Origin of the sequence: Micromonospora sp. GCM10011542, assembly GCF_042650685.1 — a bacterium.
Taxonomy (GTDB): Bacteria; Actinomycetota; Actinomycetes; order Mycobacteriales; family Micromonosporaceae; genus Micromonospora.
Genome location: NZ_JBHSBO010000020.1, coordinates 147,931 through 172,213, shown reverse-complemented (window position 1 = coordinate 172,213; position 24,283 = coordinate 147,931). Strand labels below are relative to the sequence as shown.

Sequence of the window (24,283 nt, the reverse complement as noted above, 5' to 3'; positions counted from 1 at the left end):
ACCGGCAGGCCCGTGCGGGACTTCTTGTCGTCCTTCTTGCCGTCGTCCTTGCCGTCGTCCTTGCCGTCGTCCTTCTTGCCGTCGTCCTTCTTGCCGTCGTGCTTCTTGTCGTCCTTCTTGTCCTCGTCGTCGAACTCGTCCAGTTCGTAGGTGCAGTCCTTGGCAAGCTTCAGGGTGCCCCCGTGACCACGGTTGAGCAGATCGATGGCCTCGACGAGATCATCCTCGTCACAGTCCACCTCCCGAACCCGGTCCCCGTCCTTGCCCTTGTCATCCTTACCGTGCTCACCCCGGCCCTCGTCGTCCTTACCGCGTTCACCGCGGCCCTCGTCGTCTCCCCAGGCCTCCTCGTTCCAATTGCCGGCGCCGGGGCCCTGACCTCCATGCCAGTCACGACCCTCCTCGTTACGTTTGTCGTCGCTGTTGAGCTGCTGCGCCGTCGACCACTTTGGATCGCCCAGGCCGTTGACGCCGCCGCCCCCGTACGCGACTCCAGTGAGACTGACCGCTCCCGTCAGGCCCAGGACGCCGGTGGCGAGCCACAGCTTGCGCCGGCCCCCCGCTGACGTGGTCTGGCGAACGGCGTCATCGTTACTGCGAAGGTAGTTGGACATCTGAGCTCTCTGCCCTCTCCTTGTACCAGACAAGGTCGCTTCGCCTTCGCGAGCGGCCTTCCGCTACAAATCGGTTGTAGCTCCTGAACAACACCGTATGAGAATGTTCTTCATCATGTGGACGTATCCGAGGGAAACCCACATTTGGTACACGGATGGGTCGGGTAGGCAGGAGTGCGGACGCTCGGTGCGGGCGTCGTGGGACGGCGCCGGAGGCGCCATAACGGGCTTCGAGGGCGAAGTTCCTCGGGGCGTCGCACAGCGGTCAGCCGTGACAGTCAGGTCGGAGGAAGTCTCACCACCACCCGGCGCCGTCCTGCCGGACCTCCACGGAGGCGGGCGACCGAAGGGCGGGAGCCCCTTTCCGCCCGCTTGTCGCGTGGCGGAAGGGGCTCCCGCGTTATGTGGTGGTTCAGGCGTGGCAGTCTTTGACGTTGACGCAGTTCTTGGGGTCGTTGTCGGTGACGGTGGACTTGTCGTCGAGTTCGACCTTGCCGTCGTTGTTGAAGATGCCGCCGGCGATCTTGCGGTCGTGGTCGTTCTCGCCGTTGGCCTTGTTGTCCTTGACCTTGGTCTTGTCCAGGGTGACCTTGCCGTTGTTGTTGAAGATGCCGCCGCCGTTCTTGCCGGCGATGTTTTCCTTGATCAGGCTGTCGCGCAGGACCAGGACCGCGTCGAAGTCGTCGTGGTTGCGGTCGCGGTGGTCGTTGCCCTTGTTGCCCTTGTCGCTGTTGTTGCTGTGGTTGTTCTTGTCGTTCTTGTCGTCGTTCTTGGGCTCGCCGTTGAAGATGCCCCCGCCGAAGCGTCCGGCGTGGTTCGCGGCGATGAGGGTGTCGGTGATGGTGGCGCGGCCGACCTTGTCGTTGTCCTTGCGGTCGTTGTCCTTGCCGTCGTCGCCCTTGCGGTCGTCGTCCTTGCGGTCGTCGTCCTTGCGGTCTCCGCCGGTGTTGTAGATGCCGCCGCCGTCCTCGCTGGCGTCGTTCTCGGCGACGGTGACGTGGTCGAGCCGCAGGTCGGTGCTGCGGGCGTAGATGCCGCCGCCGTTCTTGCAGGCGGTGTTGTCCTTGACGAAGGTCCAGCTGATCTCGACGTAGCCGCCGGAGCTGAAGAGGCCACCGCCGTTCTCGTCGGCCTTGTTGCCCTGGATGAGGCTCTTCTCGATCTCGACGTTGCCGGCCTTGTCGTGGTCGTGGCGGCCGCCGTCCTTGCCGTTGGCGATGCCGCCGCCGTTCTTCCCGGCGGTGTTGTCGGTGATCTTCGACTTCTCGATCTCGAGCTGGCCGGTGTTGAAGATGCCGCCGCCGTTGTCGTTGGCCTGGTTGTGGTCGACCTTGCTGAGCTTGAGGGTGACCTTGCCGTAGTTGGCGATCGCGCCGCCGTTGCCGCTGGCGCTGTTGCGGGTCAGGGTGGTCTTCTCGAGGTAGGCGCGCCCGCCCTTCTCGACCAGCAGCGCACCGCCGTCCTCGCCCCTGTCCTTGTCCTTGTCCTTGTCCTTGTCCTTGTCCTTGTTCTTGTCGTCGTTCTTGTTCTTGTCGTTGTTGGACGAGTTGGTGGAGACGTTGGCTCCGCGGGCCTTGAGCGCGGAGGCCAGGAGATCCTTCAGCCGCTCCTTCTGCTCCTCGCCCTTGTCGTCCTTCTTGCCGTGGTCCTTCTTGTCCTCGTCGTCGGCGGCCTTGCCGTCCTTGAGGGTCAGATCCTTCAGGGTCAGGTCACCGCCGTCGGCGACCTTGAAGATCCGAAACGCGTCCTTGGAGTCCCGCTTGATCGTCGCGCCCTCACCCTTGATGGTGATCTCCTGCTTGATCACCGGCAGGCCCGTGCGGGACTTCTTGTCGTCCTTCTTGCCGTCGTCCTTGCCGTCGTCCTTCTTGCCGTCGTGCTTCTTGTCGTCCTTCTTGTCCTCGTCGTCGAACTCGTCCAGTTCGTAGGTGCAGTCCTTGGCAAGCTTCAGGGTGCCCCCGTGACCACGGTTGAGCAGATCGATGGCCTCGACGAGATCATCCTCGTCACAGTCCACCTCCCGAACCCGGTCCCCGTCCTTGCCCTTGTCATCCTTACCGCGCTCACCCCGGCCCTCGTCGTCCCAGGCCTGGTTGTCCCACTCGTTGTCCCAGTCGCCGACGTCGGGGCCCTTGCCGCCGTTCTTGTCGGCACCGACGTCGGACTTCTCGTCGTCAGCCTTGCCGGCGTCGCTGACGGGTTGCTTCGTGGACGACTGAGCGCCCGAGGTTCGATCGGAGCCGCCGGGCTTGTCATCACGAGCGGCCAGGCCGCCCAGTGCCGCCAAGCCGACCACGCCGGTCAGTCCGGCAACGCCGGCAGCCACCCAGATTTTGCGCCGCCCTGTACTCGATGTGGCCGCGGTAGCCCCATCGTCGGGAGTCGTTTGGTTGTTGGACATCAGAGCCTTCCGCCCTTTCCTGCTACCAGACGGGGTCGCATCGCACGAGGCGCCGCGACCAGCTACAAATCGGTTGCAGCCTCTGATCCTCACCGTATGAGAACGTTCCTCGCGATGCGGACGTATCTGAGAAAAGCCCGCATTCCGCTCAGGTCGGGGCAGGTGCCCGGCAACTGGCGGTGGGTGGCAGGAAGGCCCGTGACCAGCACAAACGCCATCCCGAAGACGGCGAAGGGCCCCTCCCGAGAACGGGAGGGGCCCTTCGGGGCGTACGGGGTCAGCCGGGCAGGCGGGGGCCGGCCTCGCGCTGCTCGCCCAGCCAGGTCTCCACCTCGTCGGCGGTACGCGGCAGAGCGGCCGAGAGGTTCGTCGCGCCGGTCGCGGTGACCACCACGTCGTCCTCGATCCGGATGCCGATGCCGCGCAGCTCGGCCGGGACCAGCTCGTCCTCCGGCTGGAAGTACAGCCCCGGCTCGACGGTGAGCACGTAGCCCTCGCCCAGCTCGCCGTCGCGGTAGGTCTCCTTGCGGGCGTTGGCGCAGTCGTGTACGTCGATGCCGAGCATGTGCCCGAAGCCGTGCAGCGTCCAGCGCCGGTAGACGGTGGACTTCTCGTCCATCGCCTCGTCCACGCTCACCGGCAGCAGGCCCAGGTCGGACAGGCCCTCGGCGAGCACCCGCATGCAGGTCAGGTGGACGTCCTTGAACTTCACGCCGGGCCGGATGGCGTCGATGCCGGCCTGCTGTGAGGCGTACACGATGTCGTAGACCTGGCGCTGCAGCGGGGTGAACCGGCCGTTGACCGGCACCACCCGGGTCACGTCGGCAGTGTAGAGGTTGCGCCCCTCGACGCCCATGTCCATCAGCAGCAGATCGCCCGGACGGGTGGCGCCGTGGTTGTGCACCCAGTGCAGGATCGTGGCGTGCTCGCCGGCGCCGACGATCGAGTTGTAGCCCACGTCGTTGCCGTCGTGCCGGGCGCGCAGGGCGAAGATCCCCTCCAGCAGTCGCTCCGAGACGGCCCGGTCGGCCGGCAGGATCCGGGCCACGTCCTCGAAGCCGCGCACCGTGGCGTCGATCGCGTCCTGGAGCTGGCCGATCTCCCACTCGTCTTTGACCAGCTTCTGCTCCGAGATGGCGATCGCCAGCTCCCGGTCGCGGGCCGGCTGCCCCTCGGCGCGGACCCCGTCGTACGGGCGCACCGCCGCGTCGACCCGGGCGTCGAAGCCGCGCAGCACCCGGGTACGCCCCGGTGCCAGGTCGGCCAGCGCCGCGTCCAGGCCGCCCAGGTCGGCGGTCGGCAGGCCCAGCTCGGTCGACTTCTCGCTCAGCGTGTGCCGCCGGCCCACCCACAGCTCGCCGTGGCGGCTGCGGAAGAACTCGTCGGTCTCCTTCGACGAGCGGGGCCGCATGTAGAGGATGGCGTCGTGGCCCGAGCCGTTCGGGCGCAGCACCAGCACGCTGTCCGGGTCGTGGTCACCGGTCAGGTAGGCGAAGTCGCTGCCCGGCCGGAACGGGTGGTCGGTGTCGTTGGCGCGGACCTTCTCGGTGCCGGTCGGGATCACCAGCGTCTCGCCCGGGAAGGCCGCCGAGAGGGCGGCCCGCCGCTTGGCGTAGTTCGGGGCCTCCGGGCGGGGGGTGACGGGCAGTGCCGCGTCGCTCCACCCCTGCCGCATGAAGGACAGGAACGCCTCCGGGAAGTCCGGATCGTGCGATTCGGTGCCGTCTGTCGGCGTACCGTCGGTGCGTCCCTCAGTCATGCTGCCGCTCCCTCCGCGTCGTTGCTGGTCCCGACGGTACCGCGCGCCCGGCGCGCGGCGACGCCCGGCGGGGCACCGTGCGGATCGACGGACGGCTGCGACGGCCTCCCGGCGCGCGTGGGAAGATGACCACCATGTGCGGACTTCTGGCCTTCTTCAGCGCGAACGGCAATGCCGCCGCGCATCGCGACCACATCGCCGGAGCGTTGGAATGCCTGCACCACCGCGGCCCCGACGAGACCGGGGTCGAGGTGGTCGGCGACGCCTCCGGCCGGTACGCGGACGGCGTGTTCGCCCACAAGCGGCTCGCCATCATCGACGTCGCGTCGAGCCACGAGCCGCTGCCCTACGCGAACGGCCGTTACCTGCTCACCTTCAACGGTGAGATCTACAACTACATCGAGCTGCGCGACGAGCTGATCCGGGACTTCGGCGCCCAGTTCGCCACCGCCGGTGACGGCGAGGTGATCGTCGCCGGCTACCACTTCTGGGGCGAGCAGGTGCTCACACGGCTGCGCGGCATGTTCGCCTTCGTCATCTGGGACCGCCAGGAGCGGCGCGCGTTCGGCGCCCGGGACTACTTCGGCATCAAGCCGATGCACTACCTGGAGACCGCCGACGGGCTCTACCTGGCGTCGGAGAAGAAGGCGCTGCTGCCGTTCGCGCACAGCAACTACCAGGGCGACGCCGGGATCAACACGGCCAACCTGAGCCACTACCTGACCCTGCAGTACGTCCCGGAGCCCGGCACCCTGCACCAGGGCGTCAACCGGGTCGGCTCGGGGGAGTACCTGACCTGGACCCCGGGTGGGCGCATCGACGTACGCCGCTGGTACCGGCCGGTGTTCCGCCCCGCGCCGGTCGACGACGAGCAGAAGCTCTACCACGAGATCCGCGAGACGCTGCGCGAGAGCGTACGGATGCACATGCGCTCCGACGTGCCGGTCGGCTCGTTCCTGTCCAGCGGCATCGACTCCACCGCGGTGGTGGCGCTGGCCCGCGAGTTCAACCCGAACATCCTCACCTTCACCGTCGGCTACGACGTGCCCGGCTACTCCGAGATCGACGTGGCCCAGGACTCGGCCCGGCACCTGGACGTCACCACCATCCCCACCAAGATCGGTCCGCAGGACATGATCGAGGCGCTGCCGAAGATCGTCTGGCACCTCGACGACCCGGTGGCCGACCCGGCGCTGGTGCCGCTGTACTTCGTGGCCAAGAAGGCCGCCGAGCACGTCACCGTCGTGCTCTCCGGCGAGGGCGCCGACGAGTTCTTCGGCGGCTACACCATCTACCGCGAGCCGCTGTCCCTGGGCACGGTCAACGGCCTGCCCGGCGGAGTGCAGAAGGGGCTGCGGGCGGTCTCCAAGGCGATCCCGCAGGGCGTCAAGGGCAAGAGCTTCCTGGAGCGCGGCACCACCCCGATCGAGCAGCGCTACTACGGCAACGCCCGGATGTTCACCGAGGAGGAGAAGCAGCAGCTCATGCGCCGCTACGACCCCTCGGTGCGCTACACGGACGTGACCGCGCCGATCTACGCCGAGTGCACCGAGCTCGACGACGTCACCAAGATGCAGTACGTCGACCTGTACACCTGGTTGCGCGGCGACATCCTGGTCAAGGCCGACCGGATCTCGATGGCGCACTCGCTGGAGGTGCGGGTGCCGTTCCTCGACCGCGCGGTGTTCGACGTCGCGGCGAAGATCCCGGTCGACCTCAAGCTGCCGCCGCGCTCCGACGCCACCAAGTACGCGATGCGCCAGGCCCTGCAGGGCGTCGTCCCGCCGGCCATCGTCAACCGCAAGAAGCTGGGCTTCCCCACCCCGACCCGGGTCTGGCTGCGCGGCGAGATGTACGAGTGGGCCCGGCACGTGCTGAGCACCTCGGGCGCGGGCGACCTGCTCGACCTGTCGTACGCGCTGCGGCTGCTCGACGAGCACAAGCGGGAGGAGGCGGACCACTCCCGCAAGGTGTGGACCGTGTTGATCTTCTGCATCTGGCACGCCATCTTCGTGGCCAAGACCCTCGACCCGGGCATCCAGCGCAACCAGTCCGCCCTGCTCACCAAGCCGGTGGTCGGCTCCATGGTCCGCTGAACCACGGCCCCCGCCCGACGGGTTTCCGTCGGGCGGGGTCTCCGGGCGGCCTTCCGTCCGGCGGGCGGCTGACTCTGGTGGGCCGCCCGCGTGATCCACTCGGTCTGCGTGATGTCGCGGTGTCCCCGTGGCGACGATGCCCCGGTTTCCGTGGAGTCGAGTTGATCAGAGCAGCTTTTCCAGGGTGATCGGCAGCTCGTACTGCCGGCGGCCGGTGGCGTGGTGCACGGCGTTGGCGATCGCGGCGGCGGCGCCCACGACACCGATCTCCCCGACGCCCTTCATCCCGAGCGGGTTCACCGCCTCGTCGTGCACCTCGATGGTGTCCACCACCACGTCCGGTGCGTCCGCGTTGACCGGCACCAGGTAGTCGCCGAGGCTCGCGTTAACCCAGCGGCCCAGTCGGGGGTCCATCCGGGTGGCCTCCAGCAGCGCCTGGCCCAACCCCCAGAGCATCCCGCCCATGAGCTGACTGTGGGCGGTCTTGCGGTTGAGCACCCGACCCGGCGCGAACACGCCGACCATCCGGCGTACCCGGACCACGCCGAGGTCGGCGTCCACCGCCACCTCGGCCATCTGCGCGCCGAAGGTGTGCACCCCGTACGCGGCGTCCTGCGGCGGCGGGTCCCAGGTGCCGAGCACCTCCACGTCCGGGGTCATGGTGCGGTGCATCAGGTCGGCGTACGTCTCGCCGACGTCGGGCCGGTTGCACAGCGCCATCCTGCCGTCGCGCACCTCCACCCGGGCCGGGTCGGCGCCGTGCAGCGGCGAGTGGTCGTCGCTCACCGCCCGCCGGATCAGCTCGTCGCGCAGGTGCGTCCCCGCCAGGTGCACGGCGCAGCCGACCGCGCTGGTGCCGGCGGAACCCACGGCGGCGGTGACGTTCGGCAGGTCGCTGCTGCCGCCCACGAAGCGCACCCGCTCGACCGGAAGGCCCAGGGCGTCCGCGGCGACCTGGGTCATCGCGGTGAAGACCCCGGTGCCGAACTCCGAGACGCCGGCCTCGACGACCGCGGTGCCGTCGTTGTAGAGCCGGGCGCGGGCCCGCTGCGGGTTGATCGGCTGGGTCACCGGGTAGAGGGCGCTGGCCATGCCGGTGCCGATCAGCCACTGCCCCTCCCGGCGGGTGCGGGGCCGCGGGTCGCGACCGTGCCAGCCGAACAGGTCGGCCGCCCGCTGGTAGCACTCCGTCAGCCCGCTGCTGGACCATGGCTTGCCGCTCTCCGGGTCGGTCGCCGAGTAGTTGCGCAGTCGCAGCTCCAGCGGGTCGACGCCGATCCGCTCGGCCAGCTCGTCCATCGCGCACTCCAGCGCGAACATCCCGGTCGCCTCACCGGGGGCGCGCATGAAGGTCGGGGTGATGGTGTTGCCCCGGACCAGGCGGTAGGTCCCCTCGTAGTTCGGGCTGGTGTAGGCCACCGACGGGCTCTGCAACGACGGCTCCGCCCAGTCGTCGAACGGGGAGGTGAGCGAGAGCTTGTGGTGGCGCAGCGCGGTGATCCGGCCGTCGGCCCGCGCGCCGAGGGTGATCCGCTGCTCCTGCTCCTCGCGGTGTCCGCAGGAGGTGAACATCTGCTCCCGGCTGAGCATCAGCCGCACCGGCCGGCCCACGTGCCGGGCGGCCAGCGCGGCCAACGCCGGGTGGTGCCAGACCATGGCCTTGGAGCCGAAGCTGCCTCCCACGGCGTGGCTGACCACCCGGATCGAGATGGGTGGCAGGCCGAGCAGTTCGGCGAGGGTGAACTGGACCGCGTTCGGCCCCTGCGTCGAGTCGTAGACCGTCAGCCGGTCGGCGTCCTCCCAGACCGCGGTGCTGGCCGACGGCTCGATCGGGTTGTGGTGGTTGGGCGCGAACCGGTAGGAGGCCTCCACGCACACCTCCGCCTCGGCCAGCGCCTTCGCCACGTCGCCCCGGGACCCGTGGCCGGGCAGCAGGCCGCCGAAGATCCGTTCCGGTACGTAGGCCCGGTCCCGGCCCTGGTCCAGCAGGGTGGTCGCGGGCGTGCTCTCGTACTCGATCCGGATGAGCGTGCCCGCGTGGTCGGCGCGCTCGATGGTGTCGGCGACGACGACAGCGATCGGCTGGCCGCCGTAGTGGATGGTCTCGTCCTGCATCGGGAAGAAGGTCTGCCCCGGGGCGGCCAGCCCGGCCAGGGAGGGGAGCAGCCGCGGCACGGTGGCGACCCGGCCCAGGTTGCGGTGGGTGAGCACGGCGAGCACCCCATCGGCCCGCTCCGCCCGGCTAGTGTCGATCGCGGTGATCCGACCGCTGGCGATCTTCGCGTTCACCACCACCGCGTGCGCCAGGTTGGGCACCGGCACCTCCGCCGAGTACCGCGACTCGCCACGCACCTTGTAGCGGCCGTCCACCCGGTTGAGGCTCGCCCCGATCGCCGGGCTCATGTCGTCCCCTCCCGCTGCGCCACGCTCTCCAGAGCCCGGACCATGGTCCGCCGCGCCAGCTCGATCTTGAAGGCGTTCATGCCGTACGGCACCGCCGGGGCCAGCTCCGCCTCGGCGGCGCGGACGAACGACCCGGTGGTCGCCGGTGCGCCGTCGAGCAGCCGCTCGGCGTGCCGAGCCCGCCACGGTTTGGTGGCTACCCCGCCCAGAGCGAGCCGGATCCCGGTGATCCGGCCGTCGGCGGTCGACATGGCCACCGCGACGGAGGCGAGCGCGAACTCGTACGACTCGCGGTCGCGGATCTTGATGTACCGGGAGGTGGCCGCGACGGGCGTCGCGGGCAGGTCGATGCCGGTCACGAGTTCGCCGTGGGCCAGCGGATGCTCCCGTTCCGGGGTCCGCCCGGGCAGCAGGAAGAAGTCGTCGATCGGGATGCTGCGCTGCCCGGCGGGACCCTCGGTCTGCACCACCGCGTCCAGCGCGACCAGCGCGACGCCGAGGTCGGAGGGGTGGGTGGCGATGCAGCAGTCGCTGGTGCCGAGCACCGCGTGCCCCCGGTTGATCCCGTCAAGCGCGCTGCACCCGGTGCCCGGGGCACGCTTGTTGCAGGCGGCCGCGACGTCGCGGAAGTAGCTGCACCGCACCCGCTGCATGAGGTTGCCGGCGACTGTGGCCATGTTGCGCAACTGCGGGGAGGCGCCAAGCAGCAGCGCCTCGGCGACCATCGGGTAACGCCGGACCAGTTCCGGCTCCCGGGCCACGTCGCTCATCCGGGCCAGCCCGCCGAGCCGGAGCGCGCCGCCGGGCAACTGCTCCACCCGGTTCAGCGGCAGGTCGTTGATGTCGACCAGGCGGTGCGGCTGCTCGACGTAGATGCGCAGCAGGTCGATCTGGGTGGTGCCGCCGGCCAGGAAGGCGCTGTCCGGGTCGGCGCTCACCGTGCCGATCGCGGTGCCGACGTCGGCGACCCGGGAATAGCTAACGGGTCGCATCGCCGCTGCCTCCCTCGTCGTGGACCCGGCGGATGGCCGCGCGGATGTGCGGGTACGCGGCGCAGCGGCAGAGGTTGCCGCTCATCCACTCCCGGATCTCCGTGTCGTCGCCGGCGTGCCCCTCCGCCAGCAGCGCCACCGCGGACATGATCTGCCCCGGGGTGCAGTAGCCGCACTGGAACGCGTCGCAGTCCAGGAACGCCTGCTGCATCGGGTGCAGCGTGTCCCCGTCGGCCAGTCCCTCGATCGTGGTCACCTCGCGGTTCTCGCAGGTGATCGCCAGGGTCAGGCAGGCCAGCGCCGGGCGACGGTCCACCCACACCGTGCACGCGCCGCAGGCGCCCTGGTTGCAGCCCTTCTTGGTGCCGGTCAGCTCGAGGCGGTCGCGGAGGGCGTCGAGCAGGCTGACCCGCGGCTCGACGGTCGTCGTGCGGCTCACCCCGTTCACCCGCAGGCGGACCTCCACCTCGCCGGGGCCCCGGACCACCGCGCTGTCCGGGCTCGGCGCGGTACGCACCTCCTGGTACGACTTCACCAACTCGCACCCCCTCCTGATGGAACCGACCATATATTTCACAAAGGGGCATTTGTGGCTTTTGTGCGAGTCGGTGCAGCGGGCGCTCGGCCGAACGGGCCGACGAGACGACGAGGCGGTACGCGTGCCGGACGTGTTCGACGAGGCGTACCGCCGGTGCCGGGCCGGCGAGTCGGTCGCCCTGGCCACCGTCGTGGCCACCTGGCGGTCCGCGCCGCAGCCGCCCGGCGCCACGATGCTGGTCGCCGCCGACGACACAGTCACCGGCAGCGTCTCCGGCGGCTGCGTCGAGGCGGACCTCTACGAACGGGCCCGCCGCGTGCTCGACACCGGCGCACCCGAGCTGACCCGCTACGGCATCAGCGACGACGACGCGTACGCCGTCGGCCTCACCTGCGGCGGAACACTCGACGTGTTCGTGCAGCGGATCGACGCCGACGACCTGGCGGAGCTGGACGCGCTGGTCGAAGCGCGCCGCACCGGCCGACCGAGCGCGGTCGTCACCTGCGTGGCGGCCGACGCGGGCGAACCGCCGGGCGCGGTGCCGGCCGACCCGGCGGGACGGCTGGGCCGGCGGCTGCTGCTGACCGGGGAGCGGGTCGGCGGATCGCTCGGCGACGAGCGGCTGGACGCCGCCGCCACGGCCGACGCCCGCGGGTTGCTGGCCGCCGGGCGCAGCGGGATGCTCCACTACGGCTACCACGGTCAGCGCCGTGGCAGCGGCCTGAGCCTCTTCGTGGCGACCCACGCCGCACCGCCCCGGATGATCGTCTTCGGGGCGATCGACTTCGCCGCCGCGGTGGCCCGGATCGGCGCATTCCTCGGCTACCGGGTGACCGTCTGCGACGCACGGCCGGTCTTCGCCACCCCTCAGCGCCTTCCCGAAGCGGACGAGGTGGTGGTGCAGTGGCCGCACCGCTACCTGCGCGCCGAGCTGGACGCCGGCCGGGTCGACGAGCGCAGCGTGGTGTGCGTGCTCACCCACGACCCGAAGTTCGACGTGCCGGTGCTCGCGCTGGCGTTGCGCCATCCGCTGGCCTACGTCGGGGCGATGGGCTCCCGGCGGACCCACGACGAGCGGCGCAAGCGGCTGCGCGAGGCCGGGATCGACCCGGCGCAGCTCGCCCGGCTCGCCTCACCGATCGGGCTGGACCTCGGCGGCCGCACCCCCGAGGAGACCGCGGTGAGCGTGGCCGCGCAGATCGTCGCGGGACGGTGGGGTGGGACGGGCCGCCCGCTGGCGGAGCTGGCCGGGCCGATCCACCACCCGGGGTAGGACTGCGGCCGAAGCTCCGTGATGCCGCGTACTGTGCCAGCCTGGTGCGACACGATCGCAGTGTGCGGCGAATGATGGCGTCGGCGACGACTGGGGGAGCGCGATGGGATACGCGGTGGTGCTCGGCGAGGCACTGGTGGACCTGCTCGACGGCGAGTGCGAGTGCGAGCCGGTCTACCGGCAGGCGATCGGCGGCGGCCCGCTCAACGTCGCCGTCGCGGTGTCCCGACTCGGTGGCGCGGCGCAGTTCGTCGGCTCGCTCGGAGACGACGCGCTCGCCGGCCGGATCCGGGACTTCCTGGAGACCACCGGGGTCGGGCTGTCCGGGGCGGTCACCGTGTCCGCGCCGACCGCGTTGGCGGTGGTCACCCACGCCGGGGCCGAGCCGGACTTCCGCTTCTACGGCGAGCCGCCCTCGTACGCGCTGCTCACCCCCGAGCGCCTCGACATGGCGCTGGTCGAGGGCGCCGACGTGCTCTACTGCGGGTCGATCGTGCTGCTGCGGCCGGACACGCTGGCCGCCGCCCGGCGGGCCTGGGGGCTCGCCACCGGCCTGCGGGTCTTCGACCCGAACGTGCGGCCCCGCCTGCTGGACGGCCCCGAGGCGCTGGCCGGGCTGCGCGAGGTGGTGGCCGAGTTCGCCGCCGGCGCGCACCTGGTCAAGTTGAGCAGCGCCGACGCGGAGCTGCTCTACCCGGGCGAGCCCGAGGAGGGCGTGGCCGCGTACCTGCGGGAACTCGGCGCCGCCACCGTGGTGGTCACCCTCGGCGCCGCCGGCGCGGTGGTCGCCGCGGCCGGCGCCGATCCGGTACGCGTACCCGCGCCCAAGGTCGACGCGGTGGACGCCACCGGCGCCGGTGACTCGGTGATGGGCGCGCTCATCGCCGACCTGCTGGTCGACGGCGAGCCCACCGAGCCGGCGGGCTGGGTGGACCGGGTGGCGTTCGCGCTGCGGGTGGCCGGCCTGGTCTGCGAGTCTCCCGGCGGCGCCACCGCGATGCCCACCCGGGCCCAGGTGGCCCACCGCTACTCCGGCTGAGCCCGCCACCCACCCCGCGGCGGTCTCGCCGCTACGGGGTGCCGTCGAGTTCGGCGTAGCCGCGGCGGGCGGCGGTGAGGGCGGGGCGGGCGCCGAAGGGCGCCTCGGCGGCGACCCGCTCGGGTGGCGCGCCGCCGGTGTGCGCGGCCCGGATCAGCCAGGCCAGCCGCACCAGCTCGGCGTGCTGCGCGCGGACGAACCCGACATCCACCGGGTCGCCGTGCCCGGGCACCACCACCGTGCGCGGGGTGGTCAGTCGCAGCAGGTCGGCGACCGCGTCGGGCCACTGCAACGGGTACGAGTCCTCGAACGCGGGCGGGCCGCTCTGCTCGACCAGGTCCCCGGCGACCAGCACGTCGGCGTCGGGCACGTGCACGACCAGGTCGGCGTCGGTGTGCCCCCGGCCCGGGTGGCGCAGCAGCACCCGCCGGCCACCCACGTCCAGCGTCGTCTCGGTGAGCACGGTGTGCGTCGGGGCCAGCAGCGTCGTGTCGGCCAGCTCGGCGGCGAGCGCCGGGTGCTCCTCGCGCAGCTCCTCGTACGCCTCCCGGCGCAGCCGCTCGGGCTGGTCGCGCAGCGCGGCGGCGGCCAGCTCGTGCGCGTACACCGGGCCCGGCGGGTCGCCGGCCAGCACGGCGTTGCCGAAGCAGTGGTCGTAGTGGTGGTGGGTGTTGACCAGGGTGAGCGGGTGGTCGGTGACGGCCAGCACGGCGGCGGCCAGCTCGATGGCCTGGCCGGCGGAGGAGAGGGTGTCCACCAGCAGCGCGGCGCCGTCCCCGACGACCAGGGTGACGTTGACCCGCAGCAGCGGCTCGCTGAGCACGTGCACGCGGTCGGCGATCTCGACGAAGCCGGCGGTCACGACGACCCCCCGGCGCGCTGGACGAAACGCTGCCGGTCCACCAGGATGCGCTCCACCCGGCCCCGGGCCACCGTCTCGTCGCCGTCGCTGACGCTCACCTCGAACGACAGCCGCCGGCCGTCGACCGTCGCCAGCCGGGCCTGCGCCCGCACCGTCCGACCGACGACCGTCGGCGCCAGGTGCTCCAACTCGACCCGTGTGCCGACGGTGGTCGAGCCGGGTGGCATCCGGGTCGCCGTCGCCGCGACGGTGGCCGCCTCGGCCAGGGCGAGCACCCGGGGGGTGCCCAGCACCGGCACGTCCCCGGAGCCCACCGCCTGAGCGGTGTCGGCGTCGGTGACGGTCAACTCGACCCGGGCGGTCAGACCCGGCGCGAAGGCCGGCTCGGGCTGCTCCTGCATGGTCATCAGCCTAGGGGCTGGCCGCCCCCGCCGGCCACGCGCCCGCCGATCCGGGGCACCCCGTAGCGCGCCGTCGGGCCGGCCGGCAGATGGTCCCCGTCGGTCGATCTCCGCCGACGTCGTTAACCTTGACCGCGATGGCCGTCGTGACTGACCCCCAGCCCCCCGCCCGGACCGACCCGCCCGCGTCGCCCGACGGGCCCCGTCGGCGCGTTCTCGCCATGACGATATGGGCGGTCGCCTTCGTCGTCTGCTGGCTGGCCATCGGCCTGCCGACCGACCCGGCGTACGCGTTCGTCTGGATCTGGGCCGGAACCATCGCCTGGAACAGCGAGCGGCCGTGGCGCAGCCATCTGCGCTTCGCCCGGGACTGGGTGCCGGTGGTGCTGCTGCTTGCCGCGTACAACCTCTCCCGGGGCTTCGCCGACAACGGGGCCACCCCGCACGCGATGGAGCTGATCGTCGCCGACCGGTTCATGTTCGGCTGGGCCACCGGCGGCGAGGTGCCCACCATCTGGATGCAGGAGCACCTCTACCGACCCGAGGTGCAGTGGTGGGACGTCGCCGCGAGCTGGGTGTACTTCTCGCACTTCGTGGTGGCGCTGGCCGCCGCCGCGGTGCTCTGGATCCGCGACCGGGGGCGCTGGGCGGCGTACATGCGGCGCTGGGGCTTCCTCTGCGCCGCCGGCCTGGCCACCTACTTCCTCTACCCGGCGGCGCCGCCGTGGTGGGCGGCGCAGAACGGGCTGCTGACCGACGTGCTCCGCATCTCCACCCGGGGCTGGAAGGCGTTCGGCATGCACGGGGCCGGCAACGTGCTCAACGCCGGTCAGATCGCCTCGAACCCGGTCGCCGCGATGCCGTCGCTGCACACGGCGTGGGCGCTGTTCGTGGTGCTGTTCTTCCTCCGGACGACCCGTCGACGCTGGTGGCCGCTGCTGCTGGCGTACCCGTTGGCGATGACCTTCACCCTGGTCTACTCCGGCGAGCACTACGTGATCGACGTGCTGGTGGGCTGGACGTACGTCGGGCTGACCTACCTGGTGGTCAACCTGGCCGAGCGGGGCTGGGCGATGGTGCGCGTCCGCCGCGCCGGAGTCGCGCCGCCCGAGCCGGCGGTGGCTGGAGCAGCGGTGATCCGCACCACGCCGGGAAGGCCCGCGACCGACCTGCTACCGGACGGCCCTGGCAGCACGACCCCGTCGACCGAGCCGGCCGAGTCCCCCGTGGTGCCAGCCGACCGCTGACTCCCGGCCGCTGACGCTCCGGCTGGCCGCGGGCTGAGCGCCACGGCGCGTCGGGGTCTCAGCCGGCGAGGCGGGCGGCGTGCGACCGGGCGGTCAACTCGGCGGCCAGCGCCCACGCCTCGGCGACGTCGCGGTCCTGCGCCGCCGCGCCCGAACCGCCCGCGGTGTCCGCGTGCACGGTGGCCAGGCCGAGCCGCCGCTGCGCCGGCCCCTGCACCACCCGCACGCTCTGGATGCGGGCGTACGGCACGATCGCCAACTGTCGGGTGAGCAGCCCGGACCGGGTGGCGAAGACCCGCTCGTGCAGGCCGGCGCCGAGCGCTCCCCGACCCAGCGGATGCAGCCAGCGGGCCCGCGACGGCGGCCGGCTCAGCGCCAGCGCGTCGAGGCGTACCCCCGGCAGCACCTCGGCGACGATCATCGCCGCGGTCGGCAGGTCGCCGACCGGCAGCAACCGGTCGGGCCGGTTGCGGTCGTCGGCCTCCGCGACGGAGTAGCCGGCCACCTCCAGCCGCAACCGCAGCCAGCCGTTCACCCGCCAGAGCAGCGGCCAGGTCGCCCGGACCGTCTGCACCCGGGCCAGCGGCACGGTCTGCGCCCGCGTCTCCAACAGCCCGTTGCGCACCCGCAGGGTGCCGCCGTCGCGGGCCAGCCGGAAGTTCCAGTCGTCCAGGACCCGGCGGACCGGTTGCAGTACCACGCCCGCCATCGCGGTCAGCGTGCTGGCCACGGCGATGAACGACCACGAACCCGCGGAGAGGAACTGCACCACGACGAAGGCCAGACCGAACGGCAGCAGGAACGCCTGCGGGGTGAGCAACTGGCTGATCAGCAGGTGCTGGTTGCGGACCCCGTGCAGCGGCCGGCCGGGCGCGGCCTCCGGCGGGGTGGTCCCGGAGGCGGCCGGCGCGGCCGCGCCCTCCGCCGGTGGCGGCGCGCTCCGCCCGGCCAGGGCGAGCAGCCGCTCCCGCAGCCGGGCCGCGTCGGCCACGCCGAGGTACGCCAGCGGCGCCTCGGTCTTGCCGCCGCCGACCACCTCGAGGCGTAACTCGGCCAGGCCGGTGAGCTGGGCGAGCAACGGTCGGACCACCTCCACGGCCTGCAACCGTTCCAGCGGGATGGCGCGGGTCCGCCGCCAGAGCAGCCCCTCGTACACCCGCAACTCCCGGCCGACCACGTGGTAGCCGGTGTTGTACCAGCTGATCACCGACAGGACCGTGGCACCGAGCGCCAGGACCGCCACCATCGCGGCGAACCAGCCGAAGCCGACCCGGGACAGCGTCGACCAGGAGAGGCCGGCGATCACCACGACCAGCGACTTGGCCCCGTGCAGCAGCGGGCTGAGCGGGTGCAGCCGCTGCCGCGGCTCGGTGTCGCCGGGCGGCGCCGGCCAGAGGTACGGCATCCCGGGAGGCGTGGCGCCGCCCGGGTGCGGGCCGTACGGAGTGGCGCCGCCGGGTGGCCCGTACCCGGGTGCGTCGGCCGGTGGCCCGTACGACGCGGTGCCGGCGGGCGGCGGGCCGGGTACCGGCGCGCGGTGAGGGCCCGCACCGGTGGGCGAGGGCTGGTACGACGACGTGCCGGGCGGCGGTGCCGGCTGCCGGGTGCCCGGCTCGGCGGGGCCGTCGCTCATCGGGCCCGCCCCTGGGCCGTGACGCCGACCGTCAGCCCGCTCACAGGCCCTCCGCCCGGTCCTCGCCGAGCGCGGTCAACCGGTCGCGCAGCCGGGACGCCTCCGCCGGGCGCAACCCCGGAACCCGCGCGTCGCTGGCCGCCGCCGCGGTGTGCAACTGCACCGTGGCCAGGTCGAAGGCACGCTCCAGCGGCCCGGCGCTGACGTCGACGAACTGCATCCGGGAGTACGGCACGATGGAGAGCCGCCGGACCAGCAGGCCGTGCCGGACCAGCAGGTCGTTCTCCCGCTCGGCGTACCCCCAGGCATGGACGGCGCGGACGATGGCGACGGCCCGCCACACGCCGAGCAGCAGCACGACGGCCAGGGCCAGCCCGAACAGCCAGTGGCCGCTGAGCGCCCAGGCGATCGCGGTCCCCGCCAGCCCGATGGCCACGACCACGGCCAGCCGGATCAGCTCCACCCAGATCAGGTCGCTGGAAACCCGCTGCCAGTGGACGGTGTCCGGCCAGGGCTCCAACGGGCCCGCCGGAAGCAGACCCGGCGCCGGGATGCCGGACGGCAGCGGACCGTGGCCGAGCGTCGCGGGCGCCGGCACGGTGCCGGGTGCCGGGACGGCGTTCGGCGGCAGCGGGGCGGGTGCCGGCGCGGCGGGCGGGAACGGGTCGGGGCCGAGCGTCCCCGGGGACGGGGCGGTGCCGGGTGGCGGGAGGACGCCGGGCGACGGTGGGCCGGGCGGCGAGGCCGGGTTGTACGGGGAGGCGGGGTCGGGCGGAGCCGGCGGGCCGACGCGGTCCTCCGCGCTGCGCTCACTCACGCCGCCGCCTCGCTGGCCTCGGCAGTGGCGCGAGGCGCCACGCTGCTGTGTCGCCTGGTTCGCTCGCGCTCGCTCACGTGTCGAGGGTAGGCGATCCGGACACCGGTGTGACCTCCCGCAGGAAGCCGCGGACGTCCAGGAAGTCGCCGAGGGTGCGGCGGTGCTCGGCGCAGGCCAGCCAGGTCTTGCGTCGCTCGCTGTCGTGCAGGCGGGGATTGTTCCACCGCAGCGCCCAGAGCGCGGGGGCGCGGCAACCCCGGGCCGAGCAGATCGGGGCCTCGTCGGCGGGGAGGGGGGTGCTCATCCCGGCCAGTCTAGGGCGGCCCGGCTGCGACGCGGCGCGGTGGAGAGCTTTAGCGCCGGGCGGCCACGGGGGGAGCCGCCCGGCGACGGGATGAATCGTACACGCGGCAGGCCGGTTCCTGTCCACCCTCGCCGGGCGATTCGGCTGGCCGGGACGGCGCGGTCAAAATCGGCTTCTCCCCCCCTCGACACTCAGGAAGGCGTGCGAGTCTTGTTACCGCACCAGCCGCGACGACCGACCAACGCTGTGGAGGACCGGTGGCCCAGCCGACCATGCCCGACGCCCCGACGCCGAACGGGGCGGCCCCGGAGAGACCCGAGCCGGTGATCACCACACCCGCGGAGGACGCCACCCTGCTAGAGCGGGCGCTGTTCGAGATCAAACGGGTCATCGTCGGGCAGGACCGGATGGTGGAGCGGATGTTCGTCGCGCTGCTCGCCCGTGGTCACTGCCTGCTGGAGGGCGTACCGGGGGTGGCCAAGACCCTGGCCGTGGAGACCCTGGCCCGGGTGGTCGGCGGCTCCTTCGCCCGGGTGCAGTTCACCCCCGACCTGGTGCCCGCCGACATCATGGGCACTCGCATCTACCGACAGTCGAGCGAGAAGTTCGACGTCGAGCTGGGTCCGGTCTTCGTCAACTTCCTGCTCGCTGACGAGATCAACCGGGCCCCGGCCAAGGTGCAGTCGGCGCTGTTGGAGGTGATGAGCGAACGGCAGGTGTCCATCGGTGGGGAGAGCCACCGGGTGCCGGACCCGTTCCTGGTGATGGCCACCCAGAACCCGATCGAGCAGGAGGGCGTCTACCCGCTGCCGGAGGCCCAGCGCGACAGGTTCCTCATGAAGATCGTGGTGGGCTACCCCACCGACGCCGAGGAGCGGGAGATCGTCTACCGGATGGGCGTCGCGGCGCCGGAGCCCACGCCGGTGTTCAGCACCCCCGACCTGGTCGCCCTGCAACGCAAGGCCGACCAGGTCTTCGTGCACAACGCTCTTGTCGACTACGCGGTCCGGCTGGTGCTGGCCACCCGGGCGCCGGCCGAGCACGGCATGCCGGACGTCGCCCAGCTGATCCAGTACGGTGCCAGCCCGCGCGCCTCGCTCGGCCTGGTCCGGGCCACCCGCGCGCTGGCGCTGCTGCGCGGCCGGGACTACGCGCTGCCCCAGGACGTGCAGGACATCGCGCCGGACATCCTGCGGCACCGGCTGGTGCTCAGCTACGACGCGCTCGCCGACGACGTGCCGGCCGACCACATCGTGCACCGGGTGATGTCCACCATCCCGCTGCCGGCGGTCGCGCCCCGCCAGCAGGCCTCACCGTCGCCGAGCACGCCGCCGCCGGGTGCGGGCTGGCCCGGGCAGCGGCCGTGACCTCACCCACCCCTCGTGGCACCGACGGAGTCGCCGACCGCAGTGAGGCGGTGCTGTCCCGGCTCCAGCTCATGGTCACCCGCAAGCTCGACGGCCTGCTCCAGGGCGACTACGCGGGGCTGCTGCCGGGGCCCGGCAGCGAGGCGGGGGAGTCGCGCGAGTACCGCCCCGGCGACGACGTACGCCGGATGGACTGGCCGGTCACCGCCCGCACCACCACGCCGCACGTCCGGCGTACGGTCGCCGACCGGGAACTGGAGACGTGGCTGGCGGTGGATCTCTCGGCGAGCCTCGACTTCGGCACCGGACGGTGGCTGAAGCGGGAGGTGGTGGTGGCCGCCGCGGCGGCGATCACCCACCTGACCGTGCGCGGGGGCAACCGGATCGGCGCGGTGATCGGCACCGGCGGTGGCGCACCCGCGCCGTCGCGGCGCTGGTGGGCCGGCCCACCGGCGCCGGGGCCCGGGACGCTGACCCGGCTGCCCGCCCGCTCCGGCCGCAAGGAGGCGCAGGGCCTGCTGCGGGCGGTGGCCGGCACGCCGATCCAGCCCGGCCGCGGCGATCTGGGGGCCCTGGTCGAGATGCTCAACCGGCCGCCCCGCCGCCGTGGGGTGGCCGTGGTGATCTCCGACTTCCTCGCGCCGCCCGAGCAGTGGGCCCGGCCGCTGCGCAAGCTGCGGGTCCGGCACGACGTGCTGGCGATCGAGGTGGTCGACCCGCGCGAGCTGGAGCTGCCCGACGTGGGGGTGCTGCCGGTGGTCGACCCGGAGAGCGGTGAACTGCACGAGGTGCAGACGGCCGACCCGCGGCTGCGGCAGCGCTATGCCGAAGCCGCCGCCGCCCAGCGGGCCGCGATCTCCGCCGCGCTGCGCGGCGCCGGCGCGGCCCACCTGCGACTGCGTACCGACCGAGACTGGCTGCTGGACATGGTGCGCTTCGTGGCCGCGCAGCGGCACGCCCGCACCCGGGGGACGACACGATGATCCGTTTTCTGCAACCGTGGTGGCTGCTGGCCGTGCTGCCGGTGCTCGCCCTCGCCGCGTTCTACGTCTGGCGGCAGCTGCACCGCCGCTCGTACGCCATGCGCTTCACCAATGTGGAGATGTTGCGGACCCTGGCGCCGAAGGGCCTGGGCTGGCGCCGGCACGTCCCGGCGACCGCGTTCCTGCTCTGCCTGCTGGTGCTGGCCACCGCGCTGGCCCGGCCGGCGATGGACACCAAGGAGCCGCTGGAACGCGCCACCGTGATGCTGGCCATCGACGTGTCGCTGTCCATGCAGGCCGACGACGTGGCACCCAACCGGTTGGAGGCGGCCCAGGAGGCGGCGAAGCAGTTCGTGGGGGAGCTGCCGGAGAGCTACAACCTGGGGCTGGTCTCCTTCGCCAAGGCGGCCAACGTGCTGGTGCCGCCGGGCAAGGACCGGGCGGCGGTGACCAGCGCGATCGACGGGCTGGTGCTGGCCGAGGCGACGGCGACCGGGGAGGCGGTGTTCACCTGCCTGGAGGCGATCCGGTCGGTGCCGGCCGACGGCGCGGCGGGCATCCCGCCGGCGCGCATCGTGCTGCTCTCCGACGGCTTCCGTACCTCCGGGCGGTCGGTGGAGGAGGCGGCGGCGGCCGCGCAGGCGGCCAACGTGCCGGTCTCCACCATCGCCTTCGGCACCGACTCGGGTCAGGTCGACATCGGCGGGCAGCTCCAGCGGGTGCCGGTCGACCGGCTGGCCCTGGCCGAGCTGGCCGAGACCACCGAGGGCTACTTCTACGAGGCGGCCTCGGTGAGCGAGCTGAAGCAGGTCTACCAGGACATGGGCAGCTCGATCGGGTTCCGCACCGAGCCGCGGGAGATCACCCAGTGGTACGCGGGGGTGGCGCTGCTGCTGGCGCTCTGCGCCGGCGCGCTCAGCCTGCTCTGGTCGTCCCGGATGCTCTGAGGCGGTGACGCCGGCGGCGGTCAGTGGCCGCCGCCGGCCAGGACGAAGACGACGGCCACCCAGACGGCGGCGAGGGTGAAGCCCAGTGGGGCGACGTAGCGGCTCATGACGGCTCCGGTGGCGGCTGGACGGTCCGCGTGCGGGGGCGGACCGCAGGGGTAGGCAGGACGCGCACACGAAGTCGTGACCGGGAGGCTCCCGGCGACCGTCCGGATCGGACGGCGCGGCACGCTCGCCTCGGCTACGGGCCGGGGCGGCGGGGGAGCGGAGCTGGGTCAGCTCGCCAGACTGAGTCGTGGCTCAGCGGGACTGACCATCGGCCCGGCCACGACTGGGAGGATCGCTATCTCGCACAGCGATCACCTCCTGAGGTCGGGCGGGCCGGAACGTCGATGATCGTACACCCGCCCCGAGCGCGCGGCGCAGTCGGCCGACCCGGTGACCGTGCCTCCACCGCCGGGTCAGTTCGACCCCGCCGGCACCCTCGCCGACCGGTGGCCCAGCCTGCGCGGTGAGCCGACCGGGCGCCCCGCCCGGACCAGCGTGACCAGCACGATCGCGAGCAGTGGCAGCCACCAGCACCGGGCGAGCAGCCAGCCCACGCCGTCCGGCGCGGTGTGCAGGCCGGGCAGGGCCAGGCCGCCGCGGGCGGTCAGCGCGGTCACCCCCACCAGCACCGGCTGGTGCCACAGGTAGATCCGCATCGCGTCCCGGTTCACCGCCGCCACCGCGCCGTGCGGCAGCGGGCGGGTCAGCAGACGCGCCAGCACCGGCCGGGCGAGCAGCCCCAGCCCGACCTGGGTGACCGCCAGCGCCACCGCCAGTAGCGACGGCGGATTCAGATTGGACAGGCCCGCGCCGGGCACCCCGACGGCGCTCACCGGGTAGCCCAGCGCCAGCAGCGCGACCAGCGCGGCGGCCCCACCCACCGCCAGGGTGGTCGCCGCTCGCCGGCCGGCCAGCCGCCCCTCGGCGTACGCCAGGCCCAGCAGGTAGGGCACCGCCCAGGCCACCGCCACCGTGGCCGGCGGCACCGTCGTGCCGGCGGGCAGCAGCCGGATCGCCAGGTCGCCCCCCGCCACCACGGCCACCGCCGGCGCCGCGCAGCGCAGCGGACCCCAGCGGCGTACGGCAGCGCGCAGCGGACCGGTCATCGCCACCAGCACCAGCAGCGGCAGCAGGAACCACAGCGGACTGAGCGCCAGCCGCAGCGCGACGGCCAGGGTGTCGTCCGGGGTACCGGCGACGGTGGCGGCGAGCAGCACCGCCGCGCCCACCCCGAGCAGCGCCAGGGTGGGCAGCAGCAGCCGACGCGACCGGTGGGCCAGCCAGCGGCCCGCACCGTCGGTATATCGGGCCGCCGATCGGGCCGAGCCGAACCCCGCGGTGAAGAAGAACAGGCCCAGGGTCTGCAACGCCCACGTCACCGGGGCCAGGCCGGGCAGCGCGACCAGCGGGCTGGCCTGGTGCAGCCCGCCGTCGTCGGCCAGCACCAGTCCGGTGACCAACCAGTGCCCGAGCACCACCCCACCGATGGCGTACGCGCGCAGCGCGTCGATCGCCCGGTCCCGGCTCATCGGGTCACCGCCGGCGTGCCGGTCGGCGCGGCCAGTCCCGGGCCGTCGGGCGGCGCGATGGTGGTGCCGGTGAGCACCACGGCCGCCACGGCGGGCAGCGTGGCCGAGCCGGGCGTCAGGTAGGCGTCGTGCCCCCGTACCCCGGCCACCGGCAGCGGCCGGGCGCCGAACGCCGGATCACCGGGCCGACGACCGTGCCCCAGGCTCAGCAGCCGCACCGGCGGCACCCAGCGGATCCAGTCGGTGCCCGCCTCGGCCGCCCAGACCCGGCGTCCGCCGCCCAGATCGCGAGCGCCGCGCACGCCGGCCCCGACGCCGCCGAGGCTCACGATGTCGGTGACCTGCGGCGGGGCCTTGACGGCGGCCAGTGACACCACCAGCGCGCCGTAGCTGTGCCCGATCAGGGTGACGGTGGCCGACGGATCACGCCCGACCAGTTCGCGCAGCAGCGCGTTCAGCGCCGTCGCACCGCGTCGGGCGCTGGCCGCGCCGACGGCGGTGAGCACCCCGTCGGGCGGGTCGTAGCCGAGCCAGGCCAGCACCGCCACCCGCGCCGTCGGGTCGGCCACCGTCAGCGCCCGGTACAGCTCACCGGCCTGCACCGCGGGCGCCCGGCGGGCCACCCCGCCCAGCCCCCGGTCGAAGTCGGCCAGCGTGCTGCCCACACCGGGCACCAGCACCGCGATCCGGTCCGCGCCGGCCAGGTCGCCGAGCACCTCGACCGCCCGGCCGTCGCCGCGCGGGTCGAAGGCGAGGAACCGTCGGCCGGAGGCCACCCAGTCCGCGTACGGGGCGCCGGCCGCGCGCATCGCCGCCGCGGTCAACGGGTACGCCTCGGCGAGACCGGCCGTCCCGACCGGCTCGGGTCGGGCCGGCAGGACCAGGTTCACGCCCAGCAGCGCGGCCAGCGCCAGCCGGCTGGCACGTCGTCGTCGCATCGTTTCTCCCTCCGGAACGTCGTCCGGAGGCAGAGTGCGCGGGCGGGCCGGCCGAGGACGTCGTCCCGGGGAGCCGTCTTCCGGCTGGCTCC

General features: G+C 72.9%; 19 protein-coding genes and 1 pseudogene. 7 read left to right on the top strand and 13 right to left on the bottom strand.

Features of this window, described 5'->3' with window-relative positions; all coding sequences use genetic code 11:
- The 3 genes and pseudogenes from ACFOW4_RS06845 to ACFOW4_RS06835 all read right to left on the bottom strand — a co-directional run.
- A pseudogene (locus ACFOW4_RS06845) lies at positions 1-614 on the bottom strand (hypothetical protein); the annotation flags it as partial.
- 412 nt (positions 615-1,026) lie between these two features.
- Entirely contained in the window at positions 1,027-2,940 is a 1,914-nt protein-coding gene (locus ACFOW4_RS06840) for a hypothetical protein (RefSeq protein WP_377525498.1), read from the bottom strand.
- Between the two features lie 352 nt (positions 2,941-3,292).
- Positions 3,293-4,774 carry an aminopeptidase P family protein gene (locus tag ACFOW4_RS06835; RefSeq protein ID WP_377525496.1) on the bottom strand — a complete coding sequence of 494 codons (1,482 nt, stop codon included), beginning with the start codon at positions 4,772-4,774 and terminating at the stop codon, positions 3,293-3,295.
- A gap of 134 nt (positions 4,775-4,908) precedes the next feature.
- On the opposite strand from ACFOW4_RS06835, the gene asnB reads away from it, so the two are divergent.
- Positions 4,909-6,870, top strand: coding sequence for an asparagine synthase (glutamine-hydrolyzing) (asnB, locus tag ACFOW4_RS06830; protein ID WP_377525495.1), 1,962 nt, complete (start codon positions 4,909-4,911; stop codon positions 6,868-6,870).
- 165 nt (positions 6,871-7,035) lie between these two features.
- On the opposite strand, the gene ACFOW4_RS06825 is transcribed toward asnB, so the two are convergent.
- The 3 genes from ACFOW4_RS06825 to ACFOW4_RS06815 are packed head-to-tail and all read right to left on the bottom strand — an operon-like array spanning position 7,036 to position 10,752.
- Complete coding sequence (locus ACFOW4_RS06825) at positions 7,036-9,273, bottom strand: xanthine dehydrogenase family protein molybdopterin-binding subunit (protein ID WP_377525493.1); 2,238 nt, start codon at positions 9,271-9,273, stop codon at positions 7,036-7,038.
- Positions 9,270-10,265, bottom strand: a complete 996-nt coding sequence (locus tag ACFOW4_RS06820; RefSeq protein ID WP_377525492.1) for an FAD binding domain-containing protein — start codon at positions 10,263-10,265, stop codon at positions 9,270-9,272. Before ACFOW4_RS06820 ends, ACFOW4_RS06825 begins: the two co-directional genes overlap by 4 nt.
- On the bottom strand, positions 10,252-10,752 hold the full coding sequence (locus ACFOW4_RS06815; RefSeq protein WP_377525513.1) for a (2Fe-2S)-binding protein: 501 nt from the start codon (positions 10,750-10,752) through the stop codon (positions 10,252-10,254). The genes ACFOW4_RS06820 and ACFOW4_RS06815 overlap by 14 nt, the downstream gene beginning before the upstream one ends.
- A gap of 172 nt (positions 10,753-10,924) precedes the next feature.
- On the opposite strand from ACFOW4_RS06815, the gene ACFOW4_RS06810 reads away from it, so the two are divergent.
- Complete coding sequence (locus ACFOW4_RS06810) at positions 10,925-12,076, top strand: XdhC family protein (RefSeq protein WP_377525490.1); 1,152 nt, start codon at positions 10,925-10,927, stop codon at positions 12,074-12,076.
- A 103-nt stretch (positions 12,077-12,179) separates the two neighbouring features.
- Positions 12,180-13,115 carry a carbohydrate kinase gene (locus ACFOW4_RS06805; protein WP_377525489.1) on the top strand — a complete coding sequence of 312 codons (936 nt, stop codon included), beginning with the start codon at positions 12,180-12,182 and terminating at the stop codon, positions 13,113-13,115.
- 31 nt (positions 13,116-13,146) lie between these two features.
- Here ACFOW4_RS06805 and ACFOW4_RS06800 read toward each other — a convergent pair whose 3' ends face one another.
- Both ACFOW4_RS06800 and ACFOW4_RS06795 read right to left on the bottom strand, forming a co-directional pair.
- Positions 13,147-13,977 (bottom strand): MBL fold metallo-hydrolase, encoded by an 831-nt coding sequence (locus ACFOW4_RS06800; protein WP_377525487.1) that lies wholly within the window; start codon positions 13,975-13,977, stop codon positions 13,147-13,149.
- On the bottom strand, positions 13,974-14,384 hold the full coding sequence (locus ACFOW4_RS06795) for a thioesterase family protein (protein WP_377525485.1): 411 nt from the start codon (positions 14,382-14,384) through the stop codon (positions 13,974-13,976). Before ACFOW4_RS06795 ends, ACFOW4_RS06800 begins: the two co-directional genes overlap by 4 nt.
- Before the next feature lie 131 nt (positions 14,385-14,515).
- Here ACFOW4_RS06795 and ACFOW4_RS06790 point away from each other — a divergent pair, with 131 nt between their 5' ends.
- Complete coding sequence (locus ACFOW4_RS06790) at positions 14,516-15,625, top strand: phosphatase PAP2 family protein (RefSeq protein WP_377525484.1); 1,110 nt, start codon at positions 14,516-14,518, stop codon at positions 15,623-15,625.
- 58 nt (positions 15,626-15,683) lie between these two features.
- Here the strand turns inward: ACFOW4_RS06790 and ACFOW4_RS06785 are convergent, their stop codons facing one another.
- The 3 genes from ACFOW4_RS06785 to ACFOW4_RS06775 all read right to left on the bottom strand — a co-directional run bounded on the left by ACFOW4_RS06785 (position 15,684) and on the right by ACFOW4_RS06775 (position 18,379).
- Positions 15,684-17,030 carry a PH domain-containing protein gene (locus ACFOW4_RS06785; RefSeq protein ID WP_377525512.1) on the bottom strand — a complete coding sequence of 449 codons (1,347 nt, stop codon included), beginning with the start codon at positions 17,028-17,030 and terminating at the stop codon, positions 15,684-15,686.
- Between the two features lie 268 nt (positions 17,031-17,298).
- Positions 17,299-17,823, bottom strand: coding sequence for a PH domain-containing protein (locus tag ACFOW4_RS06780; protein ID WP_377525510.1), 525 nt, complete (start codon positions 17,821-17,823; stop codon positions 17,299-17,301).
- A 325-nt stretch (positions 17,824-18,148) separates the two neighbouring features.
- Entirely contained in the window at positions 18,149-18,379 is a 231-nt protein-coding gene (locus ACFOW4_RS06775; protein ID WP_377525482.1) for a hypothetical protein, read from the bottom strand.
- 257 nt (positions 18,380-18,636) lie between these two features.
- On the opposite strand from ACFOW4_RS06775, the gene ACFOW4_RS06770 reads away from it, so the two are divergent.
- From ACFOW4_RS06770 to ACFOW4_RS06760, 3 genes are read left to right on the top strand one after another with little or no spacing between them, the layout of a single operon-like run.
- Positions 18,637-19,746 (top strand): AAA family ATPase, encoded by a 1,110-nt coding sequence (locus ACFOW4_RS06770; protein ID WP_377525481.1) that lies wholly within the window; start codon positions 18,637-18,639, stop codon positions 19,744-19,746.
- Positions 19,725-20,729, top strand: a complete 1,005-nt coding sequence (locus ACFOW4_RS06765) for a DUF58 domain-containing protein (protein WP_377525508.1) — start codon at positions 19,725-19,727, stop codon at positions 20,727-20,729. Before ACFOW4_RS06770 ends, ACFOW4_RS06765 begins: the two co-directional genes overlap by 22 nt.
- A complete protein-coding gene (locus ACFOW4_RS06760) occupies positions 20,726-21,676 on the top strand; it encodes a VWA domain-containing protein (RefSeq protein ID WP_377525479.1) in 951 nt (316 codons plus the stop codon). Before ACFOW4_RS06765 ends, ACFOW4_RS06760 begins: the two co-directional genes overlap by 4 nt.
- 461 nt (positions 21,677-22,137) lie before the next feature.
- Here the strand turns inward: ACFOW4_RS06760 and ACFOW4_RS06755 are convergent, their stop codons facing one another.
- Together ACFOW4_RS06755 and ACFOW4_RS06750 are read right to left on the bottom strand one after the other, a co-directional pair.
- On the bottom strand, positions 22,138-23,253 hold the full coding sequence (locus tag ACFOW4_RS06755; protein WP_377525478.1) for an acyltransferase family protein: 1,116 nt from the start codon (positions 23,251-23,253) through the stop codon (positions 22,138-22,140).
- The gene (locus tag ACFOW4_RS06750; RefSeq protein WP_377525476.1) at positions 23,250-24,191 is read right to left on the bottom strand and encodes an alpha/beta hydrolase; all 942 of its coding nucleotides are present in this window, start codon (positions 24,189-24,191) and stop codon (positions 23,250-23,252) included. The genes ACFOW4_RS06755 and ACFOW4_RS06750 overlap by 4 nt, the downstream gene beginning before the upstream one ends.
- Positions 24,192-24,283 lie beyond the last annotated feature (92 nt).